The organism is Sivoneniella epilithica UHCC 1019, from assembly GCF_040830845.1.
Classification (GTDB): domain Bacteria; phylum Cyanobacteriota; class Cyanobacteriia; order Leptolyngbyales; family Leptolyngbyaceae; genus ULC077BIN1.
Genome location: NZ_JBFPDP010000063.1, coordinates 1 through 24426 on the forward strand (window position 1 = coordinate 1; position 24426 = coordinate 24426).

25 protein-coding genes and 1 pseudogene are annotated in these 24426 nt (G+C 47.8%); 17 read left to right on the forward strand and 9 right to left on the reverse strand.

The genetic code is table 11. The annotated features are described in order from the left end of the window. Nucleotides 1-137: 137 nt before the first annotated feature. Nucleotides 138-2726, reverse strand: coding sequence for a type I secretion system permease/ATPase (locus tag AB3R30_RS23990; protein WP_458651739.1), 2589 nt, complete (start codon nucleotides 2724-2726; stop codon nucleotides 138-140). Between the two features lie 108 nt (nucleotides 2727-2834). Further along, on the reverse strand, nucleotides 2835-3596 hold the full coding sequence (locus AB3R30_RS23995; RefSeq protein WP_458651740.1) for a peptidylprolyl isomerase: 762 nt from the start codon (nucleotides 3594-3596) through the stop codon (nucleotides 2835-2837). Nucleotides 3597-4016: 420 nt separating this feature from the next. Here AB3R30_RS23995 and AB3R30_RS24000 point away from each other — a divergent pair, with 420 nt between their 5' ends. Next, nucleotides 4017-4652, forward strand: a complete 636-nt coding sequence (locus AB3R30_RS24000) for a peroxiredoxin (protein WP_458651741.1) — start codon at nucleotides 4017-4019, stop codon at nucleotides 4650-4652. Nucleotides 4653-4789: 137 nt separating this feature from the next. On the opposite strand, the gene AB3R30_RS24005 is transcribed toward AB3R30_RS24000, so the two are convergent. After that, nucleotides 4790-5491, reverse strand: coding sequence for a uracil-DNA glycosylase (locus AB3R30_RS24005; protein WP_458651742.1), 702 nt, complete (start codon nucleotides 5489-5491; stop codon nucleotides 4790-4792). Nucleotides 5492-5625: 134 nt separating this feature from the next. On the opposite strand from AB3R30_RS24005, the gene AB3R30_RS24010 reads away from it, so the two are divergent. Further along, nucleotides 5626-6357 carry a phosphoribosyltransferase gene (locus AB3R30_RS24010; RefSeq protein ID WP_458651743.1) on the forward strand — a complete coding sequence of 244 codons (732 nt, stop codon included), beginning with the start codon at nucleotides 5626-5628 and terminating at the stop codon, nucleotides 6355-6357. A gap of 89 nt (nucleotides 6358-6446) precedes the next feature. Next, entirely contained in the window at nucleotides 6447-6764 is a 318-nt protein-coding gene (locus AB3R30_RS24015) for a hypothetical protein (RefSeq protein WP_458651744.1), read from the forward strand. Between the two features lie 13 nt (nucleotides 6765-6777). Here AB3R30_RS24015 and AB3R30_RS24020 read toward each other — a convergent pair whose 3' ends face one another. Continuing rightward, nucleotides 6778-9966, reverse strand: coding sequence for an efflux RND transporter permease subunit (locus AB3R30_RS24020; protein WP_458651745.1), 3189 nt, complete (start codon nucleotides 9964-9966; stop codon nucleotides 6778-6780). An 18-nt stretch (nucleotides 9967-9984) separates the two neighbouring features. On the opposite strand from AB3R30_RS24020, the gene AB3R30_RS24025 reads away from it, so the two are divergent. Continuing rightward, nucleotides 9985-10146, forward strand: a complete 162-nt coding sequence (locus tag AB3R30_RS24025; protein WP_458651746.1) for a hypothetical protein — start codon at nucleotides 9985-9987, stop codon at nucleotides 10144-10146. Here the strand turns inward: AB3R30_RS24025 and AB3R30_RS24030 are convergent. The 3 genes from AB3R30_RS24030 to AB3R30_RS24040 all read right to left on the reverse strand — a co-directional run bounded on the left by AB3R30_RS24030 (nucleotide 10111) and on the right by AB3R30_RS24040 (nucleotide 13182). Further along, a complete protein-coding gene (locus tag AB3R30_RS24030; RefSeq protein ID WP_458651747.1) occupies nucleotides 10111-11505 on the reverse strand; it encodes an efflux RND transporter periplasmic adaptor subunit in 1395 nt (464 codons plus the stop codon). The two genes, AB3R30_RS24025 and AB3R30_RS24030, sit on opposite strands and share 36 nt — an antisense overlap. Before the next feature lie 290 nt (nucleotides 11506-11795). Beyond that, on the reverse strand, nucleotides 11796-12119 hold the full coding sequence (locus AB3R30_RS24035) for a DUF1825 family protein (RefSeq protein ID WP_458651748.1): 324 nt from the start codon (nucleotides 12117-12119) through the stop codon (nucleotides 11796-11798). A 121-nt stretch (nucleotides 12120-12240) separates the two neighbouring features. After that, nucleotides 12241-13182 (reverse strand): J domain-containing protein, encoded by a 942-nt coding sequence (locus AB3R30_RS24040; protein ID WP_458651749.1) that lies wholly within the window; start codon nucleotides 13180-13182, stop codon nucleotides 12241-12243. A 425-nt stretch (nucleotides 13183-13607) separates the two neighbouring features. On the opposite strand from AB3R30_RS24040, the gene AB3R30_RS24045 reads away from it, so the two are divergent. From AB3R30_RS24045 to rsmG, 3 genes are all read left to right on the forward strand, one after another. Next, nucleotides 13608-14027: an SHOCT domain-containing protein gene (locus AB3R30_RS24045; protein WP_458651750.1), complete on the forward strand. Its 420-nt coding sequence runs from the start codon at nucleotides 13608-13610 to the stop codon at nucleotides 14025-14027. 10 nt (nucleotides 14028-14037) lie between these two features. Continuing rightward, complete coding sequence (locus AB3R30_RS24050) at nucleotides 14038-14658, forward strand: helix-hairpin-helix domain-containing protein (protein ID WP_458651751.1); 621 nt, start codon at nucleotides 14038-14040, stop codon at nucleotides 14656-14658. A 173-nt stretch (nucleotides 14659-14831) separates the two neighbouring features. Then, nucleotides 14832-15689, forward strand: a complete 858-nt coding sequence (gene rsmG / locus AB3R30_RS24055; RefSeq protein WP_458651752.1) for a 16S rRNA (guanine(527)-N(7))-methyltransferase RsmG — start codon at nucleotides 14832-14834, stop codon at nucleotides 15687-15689. On the opposite strand, the gene AB3R30_RS24060 is transcribed toward rsmG, so the two are convergent. Further along, nucleotides 15631-15993 (reverse strand): response regulator, encoded by a 363-nt coding sequence (locus AB3R30_RS24060; RefSeq protein WP_458651753.1) that lies wholly within the window; start codon nucleotides 15991-15993, stop codon nucleotides 15631-15633. The two genes, rsmG and AB3R30_RS24060, sit on opposite strands and share 59 nt — an antisense overlap. A gap of 180 nt (nucleotides 15994-16173) precedes the next feature. Further along, nucleotides 16174-17127: an aldo/keto reductase gene (locus tag AB3R30_RS24065; RefSeq protein ID WP_458651754.1), complete on the reverse strand. Its 954-nt coding sequence runs from the start codon at nucleotides 17125-17127 to the stop codon at nucleotides 16174-16176. 143 nt (nucleotides 17128-17270) lie between these two features. Here AB3R30_RS24065 and AB3R30_RS24070 point away from each other — a divergent pair, with 143 nt between their 5' ends. The 10 genes and pseudogenes from AB3R30_RS24070 (at nucleotide 17271) to AB3R30_RS24115 (ending at nucleotide 24384) form a co-directional block, all read left to right on the forward strand. Continuing rightward, nucleotides 17271-18707: a BCD family MFS transporter gene (locus AB3R30_RS24070; RefSeq protein WP_458651755.1), complete on the forward strand. Its 1437-nt coding sequence runs from the start codon at nucleotides 17271-17273 to the stop codon at nucleotides 18705-18707. Between the two features lie 254 nt (nucleotides 18708-18961). After that, nucleotides 18962-19993: a hypothetical protein gene (locus tag AB3R30_RS24075; protein WP_458651756.1), complete on the forward strand. Its 1032-nt coding sequence runs from the start codon at nucleotides 18962-18964 to the stop codon at nucleotides 19991-19993. A 38-nt stretch (nucleotides 19994-20031) separates the two neighbouring features. Further along, nucleotides 20032-20859: an inositol monophosphatase family protein gene (locus AB3R30_RS24080; RefSeq protein WP_458651757.1), complete on the forward strand. Its 828-nt coding sequence runs from the start codon at nucleotides 20032-20034 to the stop codon at nucleotides 20857-20859. Nucleotides 20860-20887: 28 nt separating this feature from the next. Then, the gene (locus tag AB3R30_RS24085; protein ID WP_458651758.1) at nucleotides 20888-21397 is read left to right on the forward strand and encodes an inorganic diphosphatase; all 510 of its coding nucleotides are present in this window, start codon (nucleotides 20888-20890) and stop codon (nucleotides 21395-21397) included. Nucleotides 21398-21594: 197 nt separating this feature from the next. Continuing rightward, the gene (gene panD, locus AB3R30_RS24090; RefSeq protein ID WP_458651759.1) at nucleotides 21595-22002 is read left to right on the forward strand and encodes an aspartate 1-decarboxylase; all 408 of its coding nucleotides are present in this window, start codon (nucleotides 21595-21597) and stop codon (nucleotides 22000-22002) included. Next, nucleotides 21989-22891 (forward strand): MBL fold metallo-hydrolase, encoded by a 903-nt coding sequence (locus AB3R30_RS24095; protein WP_458651760.1) that lies wholly within the window; start codon nucleotides 21989-21991, stop codon nucleotides 22889-22891. The genes panD and AB3R30_RS24095 overlap by 14 nt, the downstream gene beginning before the upstream one ends. Before the next feature lie 89 nt (nucleotides 22892-22980). Then, a complete protein-coding gene (gene gloA2 / locus AB3R30_RS24100; RefSeq protein WP_458651761.1) occupies nucleotides 22981-23367 on the forward strand; it encodes an SMU1112c/YaeR family gloxylase I-like metalloprotein in 387 nt (128 codons plus the stop codon). A 135-nt stretch (nucleotides 23368-23502) separates the two neighbouring features. Further along, nucleotides 23503-23918 (forward strand): annotated as a pseudogene (locus AB3R30_RS24105) (IS1 family transposase); the annotation flags it as partial. After that, entirely contained in the window at nucleotides 23899-24135 is a 237-nt protein-coding gene (locus AB3R30_RS24110) for a hypothetical protein (protein WP_458651763.1), read from the forward strand. The pseudogene AB3R30_RS24105 and the gene AB3R30_RS24110, both read left to right, overlap by 20 nt. A gap of 36 nt (nucleotides 24136-24171) precedes the next feature. Then, complete coding sequence (locus tag AB3R30_RS24115) at nucleotides 24172-24384, forward strand: Uma2 family endonuclease (RefSeq protein ID WP_458651762.1); 213 nt, start codon at nucleotides 24172-24174, stop codon at nucleotides 24382-24384. Nucleotides 24385-24426 lie beyond the last annotated feature (42 nt).

Sequence of the window (24426 nt, forward strand, 5' to 3'; positions counted from 1 at the left end):
TGAGGGTCATGGACTGATACTGATATAGGATTTCAGTCCATCCTCACTTTCCTACCCTCACAATAAAACCGCCCTGGGTGGAGAGGTTGTATAGGGGGGCGATCGCCCCTTCCCTTTCTCCTAATAACCTAAGTCTGCTAAACTGCTGCTTGTTGTCTTTGATAAAGCGACCAATACAACCCTTTACTTTTGAGCAGATCATCATGAGTGCCTTTTTCTACTAGCACTCCTTTCTCCAATACCAAAATCAAATCTGCTTTTTTCAACGGCGCAAATCGGTGAGCAATTAGAAAAACTGTGCGATCCACGGAAACACGCTTCAAATTCTGCAAAACTTGCTGCTCGGTTTCGCTATCTAAAGCACTCGTTGCCTCATCAAGTACCAAAATTGGAGCCTGCGAAAGAAACAAACGCGCTAAGGCTAATCGCTGCCGTTGACCACCTGATAGGGCTGTGCCTCGTTCCCCAATATTGGTCTCATATCCATGAACTTGATCACTAATAAAGTCGTGGGCAGCCGCTAGTCGAGCCGCTTCAACCACTTGCTCAGCGGTCACATTGGGATTTCCAAGGCTGATATTATCAAAGACTGTGCCGTTAAACATGAAGTCTTCTTGCAGCACAACCCCAATTTGTTGCCGTAACGACACTAAATCTGCGCTTTTAATGTCAAATCCATCGACTAAAATGCGCCCAGATTCCACTGGATAAAGCCGCTGAACTACTTTAGAAAGAGTACTTTTTCCAGACCCACTTCGACCCACTACGCCGACAAGCATTCCTGGCTCTACCGTAAAGGAAATCCCACGTAATACGGGTTCCTGATTGGGATGATAGCGGAAAAAGACTTGATCAAATATGACTTGTCCTTGTAAGGGGGGTAGCACTAAACCCGTGCCTGCTTCGGTTTCAGGAGCAGTGTTTAGAATATCGCCAATGCGATCGACCGAAAGCAATACTTGCTGAAGTGTTTGCCAAAGCTGAATTAGCCGTAGCAACGGTCCCGTCATTCGCCCAGACAGCATTTGAAACGCAACCAGTTGACCAATCGTTAGTTTTTGTTCAATCACCAACTTCGCCCCAAACCACAAGATCAGCACAGAAGAAAGTTTGGTCAGAAAGTCCGCAATGTTGCCACTGATATTAGAAGTCGTCGAGGCTTTGAAACTGGTGCGAATGAATCGGGCAAATAGTCCTTCCCAGCGTTCCCTCGAGACTGGTTCTGCTGTGTGGGCTTTAACAGAGTGAATGCCCGTCACGGTTTCAACTAAAAAGGATTGACTATCAGCACTGCGGTTAAAGGTTTCGTTGAGCCACCCTCGCAAAATTGGGGTAGCAATGATGGTCAGAGCCGCGAATAGGGGTAATACTGACAGCGCGACCCAGGTGAGGGGGACACTGTAATAAAACATCACCGTTAAGTAAACGCTGGCGAACACTGCGTCTAAAACGACTGTCATGGCAGTGCCAGTGAGAAAGCTGCGGATGTTTTCTAGCTCTTGCACTCGTGCAACCGTATCGCCAACTCGCCGTGCTTCAAAGTAAGACAAAGGCAGCCGCATCAGATGGCGAAAAAGCTGAGCGGAAAGGCTCAAGTCTAGTCGCCGCGCCGTGTGAGTAAAAACAAACAAGCGTAGCGCTCCCAGAAACCCTTCAAAAAACGCCACTGCTAAGAGGGCAAATGCCATCACATCCAAAGTGGAAAGGCTGCCCTGTACCATCACTTTGTCAATAACGACCTGAGTAATGATTGGACCCGCCAGACCTAAGAGTTGCAGGGTAAAAGAGGCTAGCAATACCTCACTGAGGAGTTGGCGATATCTCCAGACGGCGGGCAAAAACCACGATAAGCCAAAGCGTTCTTGCTTTTGGATGGTTTCAATTTGCCACAGTTGCCCGTCCCAAACGGTTTGAATGATTGAACGGGGAATGCTTTCGCAGGTTTTGTTGGGATTTAAGGGATCGGCAACGATCAGGCGATCGCCCTTCGTGCTGTAAACTACAACCCAATGAGCCGATCCCTTAGAGCCATTGTTTTGAAACGTTGACGATGCAGTATCTTGGTCTTCCCACATCATTAGGACGGGATATTCCAGCCGCCGCAATCCTGTCCAATCAATCCCTTGGCTGCTGCGTAAATCAATATGACGTAACTGCAACCCTACTTTTTCTGCTGCCTCAATCACATCCGCTGGACGTTGACTGGATAGTTGCCGCTGCACCCAATCCAATTGAGTAGAAATTTGCAGATGATTGGCTACCATGGTCAGGCAAGCAGCAGGAGTATTCACGCCTGCCACAAAGGGAAAGCCAGAAACAGCCTGAGGAGCATTATCGGTTTTAGGCTGTAGACGGATACGGTGAGATGCCCAGTAGCTCTCTACCGCTGGAGTCGCGATCGCCTGCCAGAGGTCAGTTTTCCAACTCACCAAAACTACATCTTTCTCTGCTGCTCTTGCCTTCCAAGCACCCGGCAGCTCCAGCAAATCTCCCACCCAGTCTCCCGCTTTTAGAATGACAGACTGCTCATCCTCAGGCACCAAACGCACCTTACCTTTCAGCACATAACCATGCATTCCAGGAGAATCAGTTGCCCAAATCACTTCTCCTAGCCCATAGCGACGAACTTCTGCTTGCTGCTTAAGCTGAACCTGTTGATCTGCATTGAGCAAGCTAAGCGGTGGAGAATTCCAAGGCAAATTAGTAGTGAGATCAGTTGCAATCATGGAGGGTTCCTGGACTAACGCGATTAAGGGGTGGGGGTAACCGGACTTTGCAAGATATCAACAGCGCTACTCTAACAAATGGAGCAGCTAGATACTGGAATCAGGGTGCTATTCATTCACTTGGAGTTTAACCGTCATCGCTTGGATCTTTTCAGTCAGCCATTTCTCAAATAGTTCGCCTTGCATCGTTTGTTTGAGTTGAGCATCTTCTAAGGTCGCAGGCAGAAATTGTTCAACCCGAAAAATTGCCCAGTAACTCTCAATTGGCATTGGACCGACTACGCTTCCTGGCTCAACCGAATCCAGTGCCGACCTGAGTATATCGGGCATGGTGCCACGACTCACCGGTCCCATCATGCCATTGGCAACCCGCTCATCTGCCTTAGAGTATTCACGAGCCAGTTGCTCAAAACTACCGCCTTCAGCAATTTGGGTATGCAGCTCTTCTGCCATTTCTTGGCTTTCTACCACAATGCGCGATAGTACAATGCGATCGAGCATCAGTTTTCGTTCAATAAAATGCTCTTGCAGGCGAGGCTCGGTTACCTGCGCTTTGAGTTTTTCAAGCTTAAAGCTGTTTTTGATTTGATCGTGAAATAAATCATAGGTTGTGCCATTCCGCACGAGCCAATCTTGGAACGACTGCTGATCGGTCAATTGATTTTGCAACCGAAAATCAACCGATGCTTGTTCTACCGCAGCAGGGTTAATCTCCAACCCCTCGCGTGTCTCTAACTCTTGCTCTAAAACATACTGGCGCAAGACATCTCCAATAAATACTTGTAATTTTCCGCCCATTTGCAGATAGCGTAAACATTGCCGCAGCGAAAGGGGCTTTTCGTCAACAATAAGGAGTGCGTTTGCTTCCATGAATCTCTAACTCTAATTATTTTTTTCTGAGGACTGTCTCGTCTGAAATTATCGCTTTTTCCTGAAGGTTTTTTGCAGACTGTAAGATTTGGTGATAAGTGAAGTAAGACGCAGATCGCTCAGATCGTCAACCGATAGATTGCTGTTAAATTATTGAGTCTTTGAAAATTCAAGCGAATTAATCCTGAGAAAAGGGATTAAGGGTTGTGAGCATATGCCTGTTTTTATCAATGCCACCCGCGTCAATTGATTCAAAAATGTAACAACTTTGAAACATCTAGAACGCGATCTCATCTCTTAACTTCACTTAACGCAACTCAAAAATTAAATAGATCTGGAATCCGACCGGGGAACCGGGGTTTATGGCATGATCTAAACAGCGATTATGTAATTTAGAAAGCAGAAAGGAATTAATCGGTTATGGCTCTCTACCTTGGCGATACAGTGCCCAACTTTACCCAGCAATCCTCCGAAGGAGAGATTAACTTCTACGATTGGGCAGCCGATAGCTGGGTTGTTCTTTTTTCTCACCCTGCTGACTATACGCCCGTTTGCACCACTGAGCTAGGCGAAGTTGCCAAACTCAAGCCTGAATTTGACAAACGGAATGTTAAAGTCATTGCTCTCAGTGTAGATGATGCAACCTCTCATGCGGGTTGGATTGGGGATATAAATGAAACTCAAAAAACGACTGTAAACTATCCAATTCTGGCAGATGCGGATAAGAAAGTGTCAGACCTTTATGACATGATTCACCCTAATGCGAACGCAAAGGTAACCGTGCGTACCGTTTTTGTAATTGACCCCAACAAGAAATTGAGATTGAGCTTAACCTATCCTCCTAGCGCAGGTCGCAATTTTGATGAGATCTTGCGGGTGATCGACTCGCTGCAATTGACTGACGATTACAGCGTAGCGACTCCAGCCAATTGGAAAGATGGCGATGATGTGGTGGTTGTACCTACCATTCCTACTGAAGAAGCAAGACAGAAGTTCCCTAAAGGTGTGACTGAAATCAAGCCTTACTTGCGAACTACTCCTCAGCCCAATAAGTAGACTGCCCCCAAAGACTATTGCTAATAGTCATGGAATCAAATAAATAACTCAAAAAGGAGGTGTTTACCATCTCCTTTTTGGTTGATTGAAAAAGGAGACGACTAACTTCATTCCACTAGCGCGATCGCAGTATGCTCTCAACCCAATCCCCGCAACTCATCTAGCTTTGCGCGCACCGACTGCACATCCTGCCACATCAACCATTTAGGCTGCCCTACCTCTCGCGATTGGTTTCTAAGCAAATATGCCGGATGAAAGATTGGCATATATAAACGTCCATCTTGCTCAATCCATTGCCCCCGCACTTTGGTAATTCCCTGCTTAATGCCTAGCAAATTCAACAGGGCAACTTTCCCGGTCAGCAAAATAATTTTGGGATCAACTAACCGAATTTGCTCTAGTAAGTAGCCTTTGCACGCTGCCGCCTCCGCTGGTTTTGGATCGCGGTTTTCTGGCGGACGGCACTTGACCACATTGCAAATAAACACATCTTGATCGCGTGTTAGCCTAACCGCTGCTAGTATTTTGTCGAGCAGTTCGCCCGATCGCCCCACAAAGGGTCGTCCTGTGGCATCCTCAGTTTGTCCTGGACCTTCTCCCACAATCATGATATCAGCACTCAAGTTGCCTTCTCCCACGACTGCATTCGTGCGGGTATGTCCCAATTCACACCGATAACAGTGATTACAGTGCGCTTTCATCGCATCCATCGTGGCGTAAGTTCCTATGGGGATTGGAACTTTAGCATCTATCGGAATTTGTTCTGGATCAATTGAGAGTGGAGATGCATCTAGGGCAGTGGATAAATTGAATAGGTCGATTTGGTTTTCAGCAGTCATGACGGTGGGGAAATGATTTGATACCTTTGGGCTAGCGTATGACAGGTCTGAGAATTTTTCTAGTGTCAGTCGGCAGATTCAGACAAACTCAGGCATGATAAGAAGATCCCACTATTTGATTGCTGGGGTTTACCATGGCTGATCATTCACCGCCTCTACGCTCAGATTCACCAGTTTTTGCAGATCGCTTGGAGGCAGGTAAGTGCTTAGCCGCAGCAGTTTTGGCTATTGTAGAAGCTCAAATGCCAGCTAACCAGGCTGAGGCTGAAGCACCCGATCGCTTTGTAGTCTATGCGTTACCTAGAGGTGGCATTGCAGTGGCGGCTCCGATTGCCCAAGCGCTGCATTGTCCACTGGATGTGATTGTGGCAAAGAAGATTACTCGCCCTGAAAACCCAGAACTTGCGATCGGGGCTGCTACCTCAAACGGGGATGTTTTGTGGCTAACCCAAGGTCAAGTATTCCCTTCTACTTTATATGAACAAATGTTGCAACAGGCTCAGGAGCGCGCCCAAGCTCAATGGGAACAATTGGCACCGTTTAGTCCTCAGATTGATCCAGCGGGGGCGATCGCGCTAATTGTGGATGATGGGATTGCGACAGGAATGACAATGGCTGTGGCAGCCCAATCTCTGCGCGCCAAAAATCCTGCTGAAATTTGGATCTGCGTTCCCGTTGCACCCCCAGAAATTTTGCCCCATGTGCAAGCTTGGAGCGATCGTGTGATTGTGTTGGCAACTCCTCATCCATTTCAAAGCGTTAGCCGATTTTACAAAGAGTTTCCCCAGGTTGAGATGGAGGAGGCGATCGAGTGTTTGAGGAACGGCAAGAGGCAAGAGGCAAGAGGCAAGAGGCAAGAGGGTTGATAGTCGCCTTTTTATACCCCCTAGCCAATTTTTGCTGGCTGCATTATCCTACAAGGTAGTTTTGGCAAGGTAGTTTTGGGAAAGTTTGCATGAGACGATGGCGTTCTTGGTGTCGTGGGCTGGAAATGACCAGCCGATACAATCCTCCTCAACTGGTAGAAGCGGTTATGTTGGGATTATCCCTAGCGCTGTGTGCAGCCTGGTGGGTACGGCAAGATTGGCAATATTTAATCTTGTGTCTTAGCTATCTGTTTGGGGCGATCGCCTCTATCTTGATGCGCGAGTGTGTCACGCCTTCACCTTATACAAAGCAGGTGCGCCTCACCGCAATCAGTTGTTTTTTAGTGCTAGCTGCTGCCGTAGGATTCTATTTTTTGCGAGCTATTTCCAGCTATAAAGCATTTTGAGAGTCTATCCTGCTTAACGAAGTGCCACATCAGGGTTTTTCTCAATGGGCATCACATCCCCGGAGCTAGGGGGATTGGGGCGTTTGCTGACGCGATCGCTGAGTCCAGTGATCACAATATATAGAACAGGCACCACAAATAGGCTGAGAAAGGTTGCCACAAACAAGCCGCCGAAGACCGCAGTTCCTAGCGAAATTCGACTAGGTGCCCCTGCACCCGATGCCACTGTCAGCGGGTAAAAGCCCAATAGCGAGGCAAATGAGGTCATCAAAATCGGGCGCAAGCGATCTTCAGACGCTTCAATCACCGCTTTGGTAACCGACAAGCCTTGCTCACGTAATTGGTTGGCAAACTCCACAATCAAAATGGAATTCTTACTAGCCATCCCAATTAACATGACCAGCCCCACCTGGCAATACACATCATTCGATAAGCCTCGCAGCGATTGAGCCATCAGCGCTCCCATTACCGCCAGCGGCACCGCCAACATAATGATCATCGGATCAATAAAGTTTTCGTATTGAGCAGCTAGCACCAAAAATACAAACACCAATCCCAAGCCAAAAATAATTGGAGCCAACCCGCCCGATTCCACTTCTTCTAGCGCGGTGCCTGCCCACTCGTAGCCAAAACCAGGAGGCAGCGTTTTATCCGCTAGGGTTTGCATGGCTTTGATGCCATCGCCAGAACTGACACCGGGTGCAGCATTACCAGAAATTTCGATCGCCCGAAACAGGTTAAAGTGCGTAATCGTCTGTGCGCCTGTCGTGGGTGTCACCGTTACCAAACTGCTTAAGGGCACCATATCCCCCTGCCCTGAGCGCACATACAAACTGCCAATATTTCCTGGATTCGATCGGAATGCCTGGTCTGCCTGCACATAGACTCGATAGCTACGCTGTCCCAAATTAAAGTCATTCACATACTGAGAGCCAAGAGCCGTCTGCAAAGTATTAAAAATGGTATCCACTGGAATTCCCAGGGTTTTTGCCAAATCTCGGTTAACATCCACTTTGAACTGAGGCGTACTAGCGGCAAACTGCGTGAATACTTGCTGTAAGCCTGTTCCAGGGGTGTTTGCTTGTCCAATTAACTGTTGGGCTGACTTGAGTAAATCTTGAATATCCGCACTGCCGCGCCGATCCTGCATTTGAAATTGAAAGCCGCCAAAGCTGCCTAGACCGCGAATCGCCGGGGGATTGACTGCCAGCACTCGCGCTTCGGTAATGGTGCTGACCTTGCCAAACACTTTGCCAATAATCGCTTGAACTGACTGGTCTGGCTCGTGACGATCTTTCCACGGTTTTAGGGTAGTGAAAATTACGCCCGTGTTGGCAGTATTGCCGCTAAAGCTAAAACCGCCGATCGCAAAAGTGCCCACGACTTCAGGAAACTCTTTTTGATCCAGCAAAATCTTTTCGACCTGAGCAATCACTTTATCTGTGTAGTTGAGTGAAACGCCCTCCGGTGCCTGAACAATCGTGATGAAATAGCCTTGATCTTCCTCTGGCAAAAAGGCTTGGGGCACCTGAAGATACAACCAGGCAGTCGCACCCAGTAGCAGCACAAACAGACCAATCACCACCATTTTGAAGTGAACTAACCAGGTCAAAAACCGTTGATAGCTTTCTCGGACGCGATCGAACATCCGATTAAACCCGTTAAAAAACCAGGCAAGAAACCGGGGAGGTTGCTGTCCTGGACGTAAGAGAATTGCTGCTAAAGCAGGCGTGAGTGTGAGTGCTAGAAAGGTAGAAATGGTAATAGAAAACGCGATCGTCAGCGCAAACTGCTTGTATAGTGCGCCTGTTGTTCCTGGAAAAAACGCCACCGGCACAAACACCGCCATCAGCACTAACGATGTCGCAATCACCGCGCCCGTCAGTTCACGCATCGATTCAGAAGCCGCCTCTTTCGGATGCGTTCCCTTCGTTTGAATCAGACGACTGATATTTTCTACGACCACGATCGCGTCATCCACCACCAGCCCCGTTGCCAGCGTCAAACCAAACAGCGTCAAGCTATTGATCGAAAAGCCAAATCCTTTAACAAACGCAAACGTACCAATCAGCGAAAGCGGAATAGTAATCGTTGGAATCAGCGTAGTGCGCCAATCTTGCAAAAAGACAAAGATCACCAGCACCACCAGAATGATTGCCTCCAGCAGTGTTTTTCGGACTTCTGCTAACGATTCTTCTACATAAAGCGTCGTATCAAACGCCACCTGATATTTCATTCCAGGTGGAAATGCCAGCGCCAGCTTCTCCATTTCCTGCTTGACCCCTGCCGCCACATCCAGCGCGTTGCTGCCAGGAGATGGAAATACGCCTAGCCCGACAGCATCTTTGCCGCGAAACCGCAAAAAGCTGCTGTAGTTTTCAGCCCCCAATTCTGCCCGTCCCACATCGCGCAATTTAATCAGCGTGCGGCTATCTGGGTCAGCCTTGATCACCACATTTTCAAACTCTGAGGGATCTTTCAATCGCCCTACGGCTCGCAGGTCAATTTGATAAAGCTCATCTTTGGGTGAGGGAGATTGCCCAACGCGCCCTGCGCCCACTTGTAGATTCTGTTCTCGTAAAGCCGCCACCACATCCTGCACCACCAACCCACGCGATGCCAGTCGTTCTGGGTCAAGCCACAGCCGCATAGAATAACGCCGTTCGCCAAAAATCTGCGCCTCGCTGACTCCATTCACCCGCTTTAGAGCATCGCCAATGTATAAATCGGCATAGTTGCTTAAAAAGATGTTGGTGTACTCGTTGTTTTCGGCATAAAGCCCGATCGCCAACAAAATATTATTCGATTGCTTGCTCACCCTCACCCCGGTTTGCTGCACCGTATCGGGTAGTTGAGACTGCACCGAGGAAATGCGGTTTTGCACATCCACTGCCGCAATATCTTTGTCTCGCGTCGATTCAAACGTGGCGGTAATCGTGCTAGAACCATCATTGCTGCTAGTGGAGTTCATGTAGCGCAGCCCCTCAACTCCGTTGATTTGCCGCTCTAAAATTGTGGTTACTGCACTTTCAACCACTTCAGCACTGGCACCCGGATAGTTAGCGCTTACCTGCACCTGAATGGGGCTGATATCGGGAAACTGATCAACGGCTAATCCTGGAATGGAAATTGCCCCCATCATCAAGATAATCAGCGCACAGACAATGCTGAAAACCGGTCGCTTAATAAAAAAGTCTGCCATAGGAGTAGGTGCTAGGTTTTGGGTGACGAATGGCGAATGGCGAATGGCGAATGGCGAATGGCGAATGGCGAATGCCTGTTAGGGCTATATGTAGAGCGTTGTGTCTTTGCTGACCTCTCACCTCTCGCCCCTGACCTCTCGCCTCTACTTCGCTTCTGCGATCGCGCTACATTCCGATAGGTTCAAAATGCCAGAGACGACAATGTTTTCACCGGGTTTGAGTCCTGATAACACGTTGTAGCTGTTGCTTTGGATGCTGCCCAGTTTGACGAGCCGCTGACGAGCAACGAGAGCAGGCGGTTCGCTTGGGGGGGCACCGGGCAGAGCAGACTTGGCAAGCGTTTCTTTGCAGGTATCGTCGGGCGGTTGGGCAACAAAGATGAAGTTTTCTCCGCCCAAGCGAGAGATCGCAGAGGAGGGCACTAAAATTCCGGGGAGCGATCGCCAAATCACCCGAATCCGAGCAAACTGCCCATCTCGCAATTTGCCAGAGCGATTATCAAACGTCGCCTTTGCCAAAACGCTTTGAGAGCGACTATCAGATTGGGGTGAAATAAAACTGATTCGCCCTTTGCTAAGCGCCTTTCCTTGAGCATCGGTTAGCTCGACGGGTAGCCCAATTTTTAGATCAGCAGCTTTTTCCAGCGGGATGGATAGATTCAAATCGAGAGATTCGTTTTGAGTCACGGTGGTCAGCGTGTCTTTCACTTCAACAATTTGTCCCAAACGAACGGGAATATCGCCCACTACGCCGGAAAACGGAGCATTAATAGTGGTGTCTTGCAGTTGGGCAGTGTTGAGATCGGCGTTTGCTTGGGCTTGTTGCAGTCCTGATTCAGATTCGGCAATACTGGCTTTGGCAGATTGAATCCGCTGGTCGATCGCCCTCAGTTCGGAAATTGCTCTAGCGCGATCGCGTCCCACAATATCCAACTGCTGTTTGGCTAATGCGCCTTCTTTGACGAGAGCCGCAATTCGTCGATAGTTCTGGTTTTGCAGGTCTACCTCAGCTTGTTTAGCAATCCGGTCTGCCTGAGTTGCCTGAAGTTGCGAAACGGCACTAGAGCGAATGGCACGGGCAGAATTGACAGCGGCTAAGCCTCCGGCAACCTGAGCCTCTCGCTTATCGGGCTTCAGTTGAATCAGTGGAGTTCCAGCCTGAACGCGATCGCCTGGTTTCACCACAATTCCGCTGACCCGCCCCGTAATTTCGGGCTTAATCAGGACTGATTGCAAAGATTCTAGCGACCCAACATACTCCGAAGACTCTTGCACCGTCGCCGTTTGAGTCGTTCCAAGCTTAACCGGAATACCTTGGGGTATTGCTCCTGCCCCTTGTTTTCCGGCTGCTTGGCTAGCCTGCCACCAGCGCCAGCCAAACCCTAAGCTCAACAGCAATAGTAAAAGCCCACCGATCGCCAACCACCGATTGGTCGATGATTTTGAACTAGAGGGCGATCGTTTTCCATGCATCGGCGGCGGGATTTCAGGCTCCTGCACTTCAACAGGCTCAGAATATTTCGACGAAGGAACAGACATTCAAATACCTCGTTTGAGCTTATCGATTACTCACGCCTTGCCAATAACCTTAAACTTATATAAACCATCTGCCCACGCCCTAGAGATAGACCCGATTGGTTGAGGTTGATATCTTATAAAAAAATACTATGCAAAAGCTTGATAAATATAGATTTATCTAATAAAAGCTCAGTTAATATACTAATCCGCAATACAGTCGAAACTTAAAAAAATTCAGGGTGATCTTCAAAAGATCATCCTGAATTCAGTTCAGCTATTCAAAATAAAATGCTCAAAATAGAATGCTTTTGCTAGAGAGTTTTTTCGAGTTCTGCTTTCATGCGCTCTAGGGTCGTGTTCATTTGGTCAAACATTTGCTGGGGAGTCATGCCAAACTGACCGAGTTGAGTCCGTAGTTGTTCAACCGTCATGTGAGCCATGAAGTCTTCTGATAGCTCGAAGCGTTTCATAAAAATCCGGTAGCGATCCATCATGGCTTCCATCTGATCGATAAACATTTTTTTGCCTTCGCGATCGAACTTACCATAGCTTCCACCGAGTTGCGTGAGAGATTGATAATCTTCAAACAACTGTTTTGCCTCTTGTTGAACAATTTCAGAATCGAAAAATCCCATCGCTCTAAACCAATTTCTAATAAATTCAGAAAAGCAATGTCTCTGAATGTGACTATTCTTTAATAGTAAAGCGATCGCTGCCCATCGGTTAAGTAGAGGTTTCACCACTCCGTTGTAGCGATCAGTTCCCCGATCGTAAAAAGCCGAACAATCCGCCGCGCTTAGGTGACGAAGCGGCTGGGTCTATTGGAGCTTTTTTACCATTAGTTTGTGGCTCAATGGCAGCCGGAATCACAACACCTGCTTGAGGTGCATATTTAATGACTAAAGGATCATTAGGATCTAGCTCCAATGCTCGCTTTAGATGCGCTCTTGCATATCCCTGGTTCTTTTGACGTAAATAAGCCACTCCTAATAAAGAGTGATACTCGCTCTTATCCCCTTTGAGCTTGATGGCATCTCGCAATTCATTAATTACCTCTGTCCAGTTGCTATTCTTGGCATATTGTTTCGCACGGCGATAGTGGCGCTGGTCATAGCTTTCGGTCACTACTTCAGAAGTAACTGGAGTAGGAGTAATGTTAAAGGGTTTTGCTTCAGCAGCAGCAATGATTCCAGATCGCTTTTCGCGAACGCCCATATCGCCTAGCTTAAGCTGGAGATAAACCAGATTTAGTTCACTCAGTTGGTCAGTTGTAGACTCAAACTGATCAAGGTCGTGATATTGAGCATTTGCCAGTTTAGTAATCGCTTGTTCATAAAAAACATCCACAGCGCTTACAGGATGATCAAGTAGCTGACGGGCAATTGTGCTTTGAGGCGCGATCGCTCCATTTTTCTTATGAAACAATCGCACTTTAATCCGCAGATTGGCAACACTTTCATTGCGCCCTTTCTCTACTTTCAACTGTTTATAGGCAGGGTTAACCAAGCTCGCCAACAATTGTGTCGCGAGTTCCTTGGCGTTTCCCTCTAGCCCAAAGCGATCGGGGTGGAGCAGTTTAGCAGTATCTCGGTAGCGTTTAAGAATACGATTGTCATCCGCTGTCACTGCAACACCCAGCACAGCATAAGGATCAACAAATTTTTTTGTCCAGTCGAGAATAAGCGAACTTTGCGACATCGAAAGACAGCCCTAGCAGGATTGGGTTAATTCTGAAAGAATAAACTCTCAAAACAAACGACTCACATTAGAATAACGAGTCTGAGCAGATGCGACATCTTTAATCGGTCATCTTTAATCGGTCATCTTTAATCGGTTGAAAACCACGAGCTAAGCAATCCCTGATCAATAAATACAGTTCTTAACCACTATGAATGTTGACAACTACGAATTGGCAACGCACCCACTGAGAACAAATTAGGTTAGATTCGGATGAATAGGGCAGGGTACAGATATATTTATCCCTAATCTAATGTACTGTGCAGAAATTGGCTTAACCGGATGGGTTTCATGAATCCTTAGCATAGTTTTTGTCTAAGGTTAACAAAGGCAGAGATAAAATAGATGCAGGTGCCTCAGGTTAAGCAATAGAAGGAGTTATGCGCGTGTGGCGATCGCCCCGTTGGAATGGCATTTTGAGTCAGCCAAGAGATCGAAAAGTTGCTTCTTTGCTAGCGTTAGCTGGCATGATTACCCCTATCTCAGGATTGCACAAGTTCTACCTAAAACAACCTCTCTGGGGAACTCTGTATTTAATGCTATCGTGGACTCCTATTCCTCGGATCGCTTGCGGTATTGAGGCGGTTTGGTATTTATTTCAAGATGTAAATGAATTCGATGGGCGGTTTAACTCTGAAATTCCATCATTGAATACGGTAACGCTCCCTTCTCTAAATGTTGACCCCACTAAAATTAGCGCGATCGCCGATGCCATTCGTCAACTCGACCAACTCCGTGCCGATGGATTGATTTCGGAGTATGAATTTGAGCAGAAGCGGCGAAAATTGCTAGATCATATTGAATAAAGAGTACGGAGTGCAACGAAAAAATATCAACTCCGAACTTAAAACTCAAACCTTAGAACTCCGAACTCAAAACTCAAAACCATTTCCCCCTTCCCTCATGGCTTTGCGCGACTGGCTGGTAAACGTCACTCAATCTCAATCGACCCGTACCCGGATTTTGAGCGATCCCTATTATCGATTTCAAACTTTTGAAGAATTGCAGTTGGCTGCCAGCTTAGGCATCCAAATTGATGTGAATCAAGCTGGGGTGGATGATTGGTTGCGGTTACCGGGTTTGTCGATTCATCAGGCGAGATCGCTCGTGGAACTGACCCACTCTGGGGTTCATCTCCATGCGATCGAAGATATTGCAGCGGCGCTCGGTCAACCCGTACAGCGACTCAACCCTTGGAAACCAGTGCTATTGTTTTGCTATTACGATGAAGAGAGTCTGCACACGATTCGACCGATTAATGTCAACACGGCATCGGTAGAAGCGCTCGTGCGAATTCCTGGTGTGGATACCTACTTGGCGCGGGTGATTGTTCAAAATCGCTCCCCTCATCCCTATCGCAATCTCACTCACCTCCAGCGGCGGCTTTCCTTACCCAGTGATACAGTCGCTAAACTCTTGCATTACTTCAAGTTTTAACATGCAACGCGATCGCAACGATGCAAGTGAAGTATGTCTCTGACTGAAGGAGTCGAGGGAGTCAAGATATACCGAATTTGAGTGAAAACCGCTGCAAGCCGTGCAGGGTTGAAGTTTTAGCTGATCCCCTGTTCCCTGCCCTCTCTTCCCTATCCTTTATCCCCTCTGCAATTGTGTCTACTAATCTCACCCCATCGACTCTGCCCGATTTTCCTGCTCTATGGCAAGAAACCTTAGGTTGGCAACCCAGCGTTGCCCAAAATGTTTTATTTCAGCAGCTTTATGAAGGTATTTTGGAAGGTAATCAGCAGCTTAATTTAACCCGGATTACTGACCCTGTGGAGTTTTGGGAGAAACACCTATGGGATTCGCTCAGTGGGATTAAGGCATTTCTCCAGCCCAGCCGCGAATCTCTCGTCCCCGATCTTTCAAACCCGACACCCGATATCCAAAAAACGGCACCTTTCCGCGTCATCGATATTGGCACAGGCGCAGGTTTTCCAGGATTGCCGATCGCGATCGCTCAACCAAACTGGCACGTTACTTTACTGGATTCCACCCGCAAAAAGCTTGATTTTGTTAGCCAGTTGTTAGAGCGTTTGAATATTACAAATGCTACCCCCCTAGTCGGACGAGTAGAGCAAATTGGACGCGATCGCGCCCATCGAGAACAGTATGATTTAGTGCTAATTCGTGCGGTTGGCGCAGCGTCTATCTGCGTGGAGTATGCTTTGCCTTTGGTGAAAATAGGTGGATTAGCGGTGCTATATCGAGGGCAGTGGCTTGAGGAAGAAGCCAAAGAGCTTTCTCCAGTGGTGAATTTGTTGCTAGGGGGCGAACTAGAGCCAGTTGCAGCATTTAAAACGCCGATTACGCAAGGCGATCGCCATTGTATATATTTTCGTAAAGTTGCTCCCACTCAACCCCTGTATCCTCGTCCTGTGGGTATTCCTGCCCAAAAGCCTTTAGTGCTTACTTCAGCAGCTTCTTCACCACGTCGATCAAATCTGGCGGATGATATGGCTTTGTAACATAAGCATCCGCTCCCTGCTTCATGCCCCAATACACATCAAACTCCTCACTTTTACTGGTACACATCACCACCGGAATATGTTTGGTGTTCGGTTCGTTTTTCAGCCAGCGACATAATTCGTAGCCATTTTTACGCGGCATCACAATGTCTGTAACGACCAGATCGGGGAGATTTGCCTGAATTTTGGTGATTGCCTCTTCGCCATCGATCGCTTCGACTACATTAAATCCACTTTTTCGGAGTTGCTCTGAAACCATTTGCCGCACAGTGAGGCTATCATCCACGATTAAAACTGTATGCATAACTCCCACGGGGCTAGTAATTCAGGGCGACGACTTAGTTCAGTTTAGAGGACGAACAGAGGTTAGTCTATGAACAGATTATGCTGCTCGCCAAACTCTGTTGAATCTTAGCTCGGAGTTCGGAGTTTTGAGTTCTGAAGTTATATTCTTTCACCGCACTCCGCAGCCCGCATTTCTCCATCAGTTCCGTGTTAACTGATCTAATTGCGCGACTTCCTCTGGGGGCAGACTCCACCCGATCGCGCCAGCATTTTGCACCGCTTGATCGGCATTCTTAGCGCCAGGGATTGGCATAACGTTGCCTTGAGCAATCAGCCAATTCAGTGCAACTTGAGCGGGGGTACGTTGGTGGATGGTAGCGATCGACTGTAAAGCATTCACCAACGGGGCGATTTTCTCCAATCCATTTTGGCTAAAGCGGGGATCAATTCGTCGTGCGCCGCGCAGAGTTGGCGCTGAATCTGGGGTATATTTGCCCGTGAGCAAGCCTTGTGCTAGGGGGCTATAGGCAAGAATGGCGACATCCAGTTCTCGTGCCGCATCCATTACGCCGTTGGTTTCAATCTGGCGAGTCAGCAGAGAATAGCGCACCTGATTGACGGCAAGGGGAATATTTCGCGCCGCCAAAAACTGGTGAGCCTGCCGCATTTGCTCAGCGGAATAGTTGCTGACACCGATCGCCCCAATTCTGCCCTTTTCCACCTCATCGGCTAGTGCATTCATGAGGGTGCGTTGGCTGATCAAAAAGTCGAGTGGCCAATGGACTTGGTATAATGCAACGCGATCGACCTGAAGCCGTTGCAGGCTGGCGGTGAGGGTGTCTGAGATCGCTTGGGCATTGATCCGCCAGGGAAGGGGAAAGTATTTAGTGGCGATTTGAATTGGCTGATCGGTTTGTTTGAGGAATTGCCCAATTAGTCGCTCTGATTCGCCTAAGCCGTAGATCTCGGCGGTGTCAAAAAAAGTGATGCCAGACTCCACGGCAGCATGGAAAGCTTCGCGCACCTGCTCGGCTCCATAGTCTTTGCCATAGCTCCAAAACAAGCTGTCGCCCCACGACCACGTACCAATGCCGATCGCGGGTACGACTAAGCCATCTTTGCCCAAAGTAACGGTTTGCTCGGTGGTTTGCATGGCGATCGCCCTCCAATTTTTTAACTTTGTTTGTAACTTTTCCTTCACACTTCTAGTGTATTCTGCGGCTTCCTGGTTCGACCCTGACAATTCCTTTTAATCTAGAAACTGGCAGCAATATCCAACCTGATTTAGAAACAACTATGGCAAGCAGCAATCTATCCGATTCACAGCCCGATTCACCCCGGTCGTTTAACGAGTCGGCTCCTGTTTCCACCATTACTCTGCTGACAATGTTCCGGTTGGGTCTGTACCAAATGGGATTGGGGATGATGTCGGTGTTGGCATTGGGCGTGATGAACCGGGTGATGATTGGCAACTTGGCGATTCCTGCCACGATCGCGGCAGGGGCGATCGCCATGCACCAGTTTGTGGCTCCAGCACGGGTCTGGTTTGGGCAGCGATCGGACAGTAAACCAATCTTGGGACACCATCGCACGGGCTATATCTGGATTGGCACGGCGATATTTGCGATAGTTTCGTTTTTGGCAGTACAAGTCATGTGGCAACTGGGCAGTGCGGTTCCCGGCTCTGGCAGCTTCTATGGCTGGGTCAGCGTTTTGGGCTTGACTTTTGCGGTCTACGGTTTGGCGCTCAGCGCTGGATCGACTCCCTTTGCGGCGCTGCTGGTGGATGTGTCGGATGAGGGCAACCGCTCTAAGCTGGTGGGCGTGGTGTGGTCAATGCTGATGGTGGGCATTGTGATTGGGGCGATTTTGATCAGCGTGTTGCTGAAGCAGGTGACGAACGATACGCCGATCGCAGTGATGCAAGCGTCAATTAATCGCGTGTTTGTGATTGTGCCAGCGATCGTCGTGGGGCTGGCAGTGGTGTCAACCGCAGGCATGGAAAAGAAATATTCGCTCTATCGGTTGCGGTCTACGGTCAGCGATCGCGAAGATAAAATCACCTTCGGTCGAGCTTTGCGCGTGTTAACCGCTAGCCGCCAAACCGGAATTTTCTTCACCTTTCTGCTGGTCATGACGATCAGCCTGTTCATGCAAGATGCCATTTTGGAACCCTATGGCGCGAAAGTGTTCAACATGGAGTTTTCCAAAACCACCTTACTTAATGCCTTTTGGGGAACGGGCACCTTAATCGGCATCAGCACCACGGGATTTTTAATCACGCCCCGAATTGGCAAAAAAAACACTGCCAAGCTGGGCTGCCTTCTGGTTGCAGGCTGTTTCATCTTGCTGATTCTGGCAGGCTTCACGGCAAACGAAACCGTGCTGAAAACAGGCGTATTTCTGTTTGGTTTATGTTCTGGCGTGGTCACGACGGGCGCACTCAGCCTGATGCTGGATCTGACGGCGGCAGAAACCGCTGGCACTTTTATCGGCGCGTGGGGCTTATCTCAAGCAATGGCGCGGGCACTGGCAACGGTGGCAGGCGGCACGGTGCTAGATTTGGGCAACAGGCTGTTTAACGTCCCCGTCTTCGCCTATGGGCTAGTGTTTGCGGTGCAAGCCTGCGGCATGATATTGGCAGTCTATTTGCTTAGCCGAGTCGATGTGGCGGAGTTTCAGGCAAACGCAAAACAAGCGATCGCCTCCGTCTTTCAGGGCGAATTGGATTAATCTAAGCTTATGACTGATGTTTCCCCAATCGTCATTCCATCCCCTTTCTCGACCATACATTGACCGGGCAAGAACTAGCGAAATAAGAACGCCAGAAACGCCAACGGCTGACTGAGAAACCGCGATCGCTCACCAGATCAATTAAACACTTTAGGCATCGAACTCGCAGATTTAATCTGAGCAGGATAAATTCTGTCATTGCTGTCCAATGTAATCAACAATTCAAGCTTGAATTTTGGTGAGTCTTAAGTACTATGAGTTGGCAATTTGATTGTGAACTGAGCTTAGAAGATTTTTTCTGGGAGAATTTGAAATCGCTCCTGAATCTTACGCAACTTGACCGCCAACATCGCATTAACAATCAAGTTGTTGACATTCTTGCCATCTCACCAAATCAGCAAATCGTGTTGCTTGAATTGAAGAATACTGAAGATCGGTACGTCGTTCAGCAACTAACTCGGTACTACAAGGTTTTGTCAGGCGAAAAACCTTTCTCCAATCAAGTAGACTACAGCCTCCCAATTCGTTTGATCGCGATCGCACCTACTTTTCACGCTCATAATTTTATTGATCAGGAGTTCAACTCTTTAAAGGTTGAGTTCTTCGTTTTTACCATTTTTCAGAGAGAGAAGAAATTTTGGTTTGAACTCACACAGGTTGATACGAATTGGATGCGAGATTGCGAAATTCCATCATCATTCCATCAACGTCTTGTATCCAAGCGCCAGAAATCAAAAGTTCTCCCCACCACATCTAAGCCTCCTGCTTCACTATGGAAACTAATCACAACTCTGTCGCAGCCGCAACAATTTTACATTTTGGAGGTTCGGGACAAAATATTGAGCTTTGACAGTCGTATGATCGAGCTTGGAAGAACTACAAGTACTTGCTATGGACAGCGCAAGGGAGACAACGATATTTACAAAACTAGACTCTGTGCTGAATTTATTCCTATATTTCCAGGAGAATATCGTCCACGCTTGATGTTGGTGTTGCCTTACCCCAAAAAAGAGAAGGACGAGTTTAGAAGATTGAGGTATAAACAGGAGCGAGTCAAAGGCTTAGCATGGGCGGAGGTTCGACACAATCAAGTGTGGGAAGCTGAAACAGCGATCGACATATTCTTTTATTTAGGCAAAGGACGCAGTGCCTATAGCTTTCACTACTCTTTGCAGCAATATTCCCAAGTTTGCAGTCATTTACTTGGCAGAGCATATGAGTTTAAGTCTCTGTGGGAGATTTTAGATATTGCTCTCAGTCAATGGCAGGAAAATGCAGTCAAATGAATCATTAAGCTCAACAGTTAATAAAGATGCTTAAGCAAATGCCAGTTTTTTGGACTCAAGTTCTCGATTTTGCTCAAACGACGACGCATCGGGTGGGCGATCGCCTGCTCGACGATTTTGGGCAAGCGCAGGCGCAAGAAAAAGCGGATGGCAGTTTAGTTACTCAATCGGATCAATGGGCAGACGAGGAACTGAGGAACGCGATCGCCCAGACTTTTCCCGATCATGGCGTGGTCAGCGAAGAAACCGAACACATCTTTCCAGGAACCGACTGGTGTTGGATTGTCGACCCGCTGGATGGCACCACCAACTTTGCAAGGGGCTTACCGCTCTGGGGGATTTCCCTAGGCTTGCTCTACCAAGGTACGCCTGTTTTTGGCTATGTCCACTTTCCACCCCTGCGCCAGTCGTTTCATGGCTACTGGCGTGGTGATTCTGGATTGGAGATGCCCACGGGAGCTTTTATGAACGATCGCCCGATTCACACCAGCCCCGATGATCTTAGCCCCAATCACTTTTTCAACCTCTGCGCCCGCAGCACTGCTATTTTGCAAAATCCCGTTCCCTGCAAAATCCGCATGTTGGGGGTGTCAACCTACAATTTTCTGACAGTGGCGGCTGGATGGACTCTTGCTGGCGTGGAAGCTACGCCGAAGATTTGGGATATTGCCGCAGTCTGGGCGATCGCCCAAGCCGCAGGTGCCATTTGGACACCCCTAGAATCCAATCCTATTTTTCCCCTACAACCGGGCGATAATTATAGTCAGCGAGCTTATCCAACCTTGGTCGTAAGCCGAGTAGACCTAATAGAAATGTTTTTACCGCTGACGGCATCCATTGGAGTGAAGCGGTACGGAATGGGATAATACTAAACGTTGCTTATGGAGACTGTTTGTGGATCTTTCGCGTATTCCAGCCCAACCAAAACCCGGTTTACTAAATATCCTGATCGAGATTCCTGCGGGTAGTAAGAATAAATATGAGTTTGATAAGGATATCAACGCCTTTGCCCTCGATCGCGTCCTTTTCGCCTCAGTTCAATATCCGCTTGACTATGGCTTCATTCCCAATACTCTAGGTGATGATGGCGACCCGCTAGATGGAATGGTCATGATGGATCAACCCACCTTTCCAGGCTGCGTGATTGCCGCACGACCCATTGGAATGTTGGAAATGATTGATGGGGGCGATCGCGATGAAAAGATTTTGTGTGTTCCCGACAAAGATCCGCGCTATGCCCAAGTTAAAACTCTCGCCGATGTTGCTTCCCACCGCCTAGACGAAATTGCTGAATTTTTTAGAACTTACAAAAATCTAGAGAAAAAAGTGACCGAAATTTTAGGGTGGAAAGATGTAGATCAGGTTTTGCCTTTAGTAGAACAGTGCATTAAGGCTTACCGCTAAGCAAATCCTAGTTCAGGAATCCGAGGCTTAGAAATTGTTCTGAGCCTCATTTTTGTAAAGATTCATTGCTGGTAGAGGGGGCGATCGCTGCGGTCTTACCGATTCCGTAGGCAAAATGGGAAATATCCGTTGTTTAATAAAGTCAAGCCAGTTGAATACATTCGCTTTTTTGCTTCTTCAAAAAGAAGAAGATTAATATGCAGCGCACGTTTTTGTTATCAAAAATTCATCAGTGTGTATTAACGGCTGCCAACTTGAGCTATGTCGGCAGTATCAGTATTGATGAGATTTTATTAAGTGCGGCGGGTATTCTACCTTATGAGCAGGTTCAGGTAGTGAACGTTTCTAACGGGGAACGGTTAATTACTTATGCCATCTCAGCGCCTGCGGGTTCTGGTGAGATTCAGTTAAATGGTGCAGCTGCTCGACTCGGTATGCCGGGCGATCGCTTAATTATCATGACCTACGCTCAACTCACGGTTGAGGAGTTGAAAACTTTTTCCCCGACTGTCGTTTTAGTAGATGAGCAAAATCATTTACGGCAAGTGCATCGGTACAAAGACCTTCTTGAAACCTTACCAGTAATCGATAATGTCAGAGCTTGAATCAGCCTCCACCTTGGAGAATAATCTCAATAGCGTTGAGGAAGCCCACCCCACAACCGATTTTGTGATTCAGTTTTGGGGCGTGCGGGGTAGTATTCCTTCCCCTGGAAGTGAAACCGTCCGCTATGGCGGGAATACATCTTGTGTTGAAATGCGGATTGGTGGAAAGCGCCTAATTTTTGATGGAGGCACCGGGCTACGAGTATTAGGCAAATCGTTGTTATCCGAGATGCCTGTTGAAGCTTATATGTTTTTTACCCATTCCCATTGGGATCATATTCAGGGGTTTCCATTCTTTGTGCCTGCGTTTGCGAAAGGAAACTGCTTTCACATTTATGGGGCGATCGCGCCCAACGGGGCAAGTATGAAGCAGCGACTCCATGACCAAATGCTACATCCTAACTTTCCAGTGCCAATGCAGGTGATGCAATCTGACCTAAAATTCTATGATCTGTTTCCGGGCGATACGATGCAGTTGGGCGACATCACCATCGAAACAGGTTCACTCAATCATCCCAATAGCGCCATGGGCTATCGCCTGACCTGGCAAGGGCGCACTGCTGTTTATGCCACAGATACAGAACACTTCGGCGATCGCTTAGATGAAAACCTGCTGCACCTCGCTCGTAATGCCGACGTGCTGATTTATGATGCCTGCTACACAGACGAAGAATATCACGATCCAAAAAGCTCCAAAAAGGGTTGGGGTCACTCAACTTGGCAAGAAGGGGTAAAAATGGCAAAAGCGGCAGGCGTGAAAAAGCTAGTCGTTTTCCATCATGACCCCAGCCACTCTGATGACTTTTTAGACAAGGTACAATCTCAAGTAGAAACCGTTTTCCCAAATTGCGTACTTGCGCGTGAAGGTATGATTCTTCCAGTTATTTAATAAATGGCGAGGGACGAATGGCGAATAGCGATTGATTGAATTAATTCAACTCTTCATACTCAAAACTCCCCAACATCCCCGCTTTTGTCATGCACCTTCTCGGCATTCATCATGTGGCGATCATTTGCTCAAACTACGATCGCTCCAAGCATTTTTATGTTGAACTCCTTGGCTTTTCAATCATTCAAGAAACCTATCGGGCTACCCGAAAGTCCTACAAGCTAGACTTGCAAGCTGGCACTGCCCAAATCGAGCTTTTTTCTTTTCCTTATCCACCCGATCGCGTGAACAACCCTGAAGCTTGTGGTTTACGTCATCTATCTTTTGCGGTGGCAAACTTAGATGAGTCGGTAGCTGACCTGATGGCAAAAAATATTCTAGTAGAACCCATTCGACTCGATGAGTTAACCGGAAAACGATTTACGTTTTTCAAAGATCCAGACGGCTTACCGCTAGAACTGTATGAGGCTTTTTGAAGCTGAAGAAGTTGCTGAAAGATATTGTTGCAATCTGCTGAGAAATATAGCTAAGGAAATAGCCATAGCCCCGTGGATTATTGGTATAAAAATGCAGGCGTTGCATAATAGAAATATGAAATCAGGGTAAAAGCAATGCAGTGTCCCGAATGCGGTTCAAGTGAGGTCAGTAGAAACGGTAAGCAAAGAGGGAAACAAAATTACATCTGTAAGACCTGTCGGCGGCAATTTATCGCAACTTATGATCCTGCTTCCAGTTATTCAGAGGAGTTTAAGCGGGAGTGCCTCACGATGGATGTTAACGGCATGGGTTTTCGAGGCATTGAGCGGGTTAAAGGAGTGCACCATACGACCATCATTACTTGGGTCAAACAAATCGGTGAACTGTTACCCGATGCTTACGATCCAGAGGTTCCTCCTGACGTTGGTGAGCTAGACGAGTTAGAAACGTTTGTGGGGTCAAAAAAAACAAAATTTGGCTGTGGACTGCCGTTGACCACTTCAAAAAGGGGATTTTAGGATGGGCTTTGGGTGATCAACGCCCTAAATCGCTTCAACCCAACAAACAACCTCATCGATCGCCCCCATCGACCCCAACCCCATCCTCCAATCCGAATCTCCGACCGTAGTGATTTTGGCGATCGCTATCCTCATCTCGATCCTGATCAGTGGCATCACAGGATTGATGCGTCGGTAGACGGACTTGGGCGATCTCCCCTTTTGCCAGCGCGATCGCCTGTTCGGTTTGCTACAGTAACACCATCCTGATTTCATCCTAGAAACATAAATGTTCTGACGCTCAATCTGGATACGGTTCACTTTTCGGATGATCAGTTCTATGAACTATGTCAGCGCAATCAGGACTGGCAGTTTGAGCGATCGGCAGGTGGAGAGTTAATTGTAATGGCACCTGTAGGCGGTGATAGTGGCAACCAAGAAGCGGGTTTAATCACCGATGTTGAAATTTGGAATCGGCAAACTCAACTAGTAGTCTGTCAAGAAAGAATTGATGGATAGAGACGCTTGAGTTTGATGCGGGCATCTTGAGTCGTAAATTGC